2 protein-coding genes are annotated in these 1,548 nt (G+C 27.0%); both read left to right on the forward strand.

The window, feature by feature from the left end:
- On the forward strand, nucleotides 1-457 hold a 457-nt coding region (locus ACMOUI_RS04375; RefSeq protein WP_418964517.1), incomplete at its 5' end, for a restriction endonuclease subunit S.
- A 37-nt stretch (nucleotides 458-494) separates the two neighbouring features.
- A complete protein-coding gene (locus tag ACMOUI_RS04380; protein ID WP_418964518.1) occupies nucleotides 495-1,466 on the forward strand; it encodes a hypothetical protein in 972 nt (323 codons plus the stop codon).
- Nucleotides 1,467-1,548: the final 82 nt, after the last annotated feature.

A 1,548-nucleotide genomic window follows, 5' to 3' on the forward strand; every position in this document is an offset into this window, starting at 1 on the left:
ATTAGGTGATATATTAATAACTAAATCAGGGACTATAGGAAGGACAGCGGTAGTTAAAACAAAAAAAGAATTTAGTTTATTCGTAAGTGTAGCTTTAATAAAAAACTATAAAAATATTATTTTAAGCGAATATTTATGCTATGGTATAGATGATTATATGAATAAAATAAATATAGATAGCGATATAAAAGGTGGAGTTATAAAAAATTATCACTTAACAGATATGAAAGAACAAAAGGTAGCGTTACCTCCAATAGAAGAACAAAAAGAGATAGTAAGAATTTTAGATAATGTTTTAGAAAAAGAAGATAAAATCAATGAAATCCTAGAGATGGAAGAGATGATTGAGCTTTTAGAAAAATCAATTCTAGATAAGGCGTTTAGAGGTGAACTGGGGACAGGAAATCTTGAAGACGTTCCTTCACTTGAAGTATTGAAGAATATCTTGGAGAAATAAAATTTTAAAAGATAAAACTATAGGTGAGGTATGATGAATGAGTAATAAATATTCTAAAATAGAAGCTATAATAAAAGATTTACAAGGAAAAACAGGAATGAACTTTCAAAATGGAGTAAAACCCATTTTAGAAGAGTATTATAAAATGCTTGGAAAGACTTTTACAATGCCAGACCCATCTTATGGCGGAGATGATAAAAATGATGGATGGGTTGAAGAGGATGGAATTTTTTATCAAATATATGCTCCTATAGTTATAGTAGAAAAAAAATCTATAATAGGAGATTTGAGAGATAAGTTTAAAGAAGACTTAGAAGGTATTGTTAATCATGTTACTCAAAATGGGAAATGGGGAGGAAAATTCAATGAATTTATATTCTTATACAATACCCATGATAAAGGATTACCTCCAGAAACAAAAAGTAGTTACAAAGAGATTGCTTTAGAGATTTCTAAAAAATATTCATGTGATTTTAAAGCTAGGTTAGTAAATCTTGATTATATAAGAGATTTATTAGAACAGTTACCTACAGAAATTTTAAGTAAGATACTAAGAAGAATGGGAAATTTTACAATAGAGGTTTTAGATGAAATAACTCCAAAGGCAATAATAGATACCATTGAATTGATTTGTGAAAAGGTTCATGATATCCAATACTCAACAGAGTTTGACTATAGAATTATAACTCCACAGGAAAAATTGAGTAAAAATAATTTGATTGAAAATGCTTCAAAGATAAATTTAATTTTAAAAAAGACAATTTTTATGGAAGAGGTTGAAGGTGATTTTATAAATTCGGACTTTGTGTTAAAAGAAAAGTTTGATGTTTTAAAGGCTTATATAATAAGAGAGTACGTAGAATTAAGAAAAAGATTTTCAGGGGATGAGTTGTATAATAAATTAATAGATGACTTATCAAATCTTGTAAATAGAGCTGGGTTTATAAAACCAACAATAGAATTAATCGTTGTTTTTCTTTTTGAGAAGTGTGATATTTTTGAAAAGTAAGATATCGAAAAGTATACAATTTATGGTATAATTTAAATAAAAAAGTGAGGAGGTGTAAGAAATGATTTTACCAGATAAGTAT

The sequence above is a fragment of the Cetobacterium sp. genome (assembly GCF_048470075.1).
Lineage (GTDB): Bacteria > Fusobacteriota > Fusobacteriia > Fusobacteriales > Fusobacteriaceae > Cetobacterium_A.

What these genes read in the sequence shown, in the direction of transcription:
- ACMOUI_RS04380 (WP_418964518.1), top strand. Translation starts at nt 495, where the DNA reads ATGAGTAATAAATATTCTAAAATAGAAGCTATAATAAAAGATTTACAA.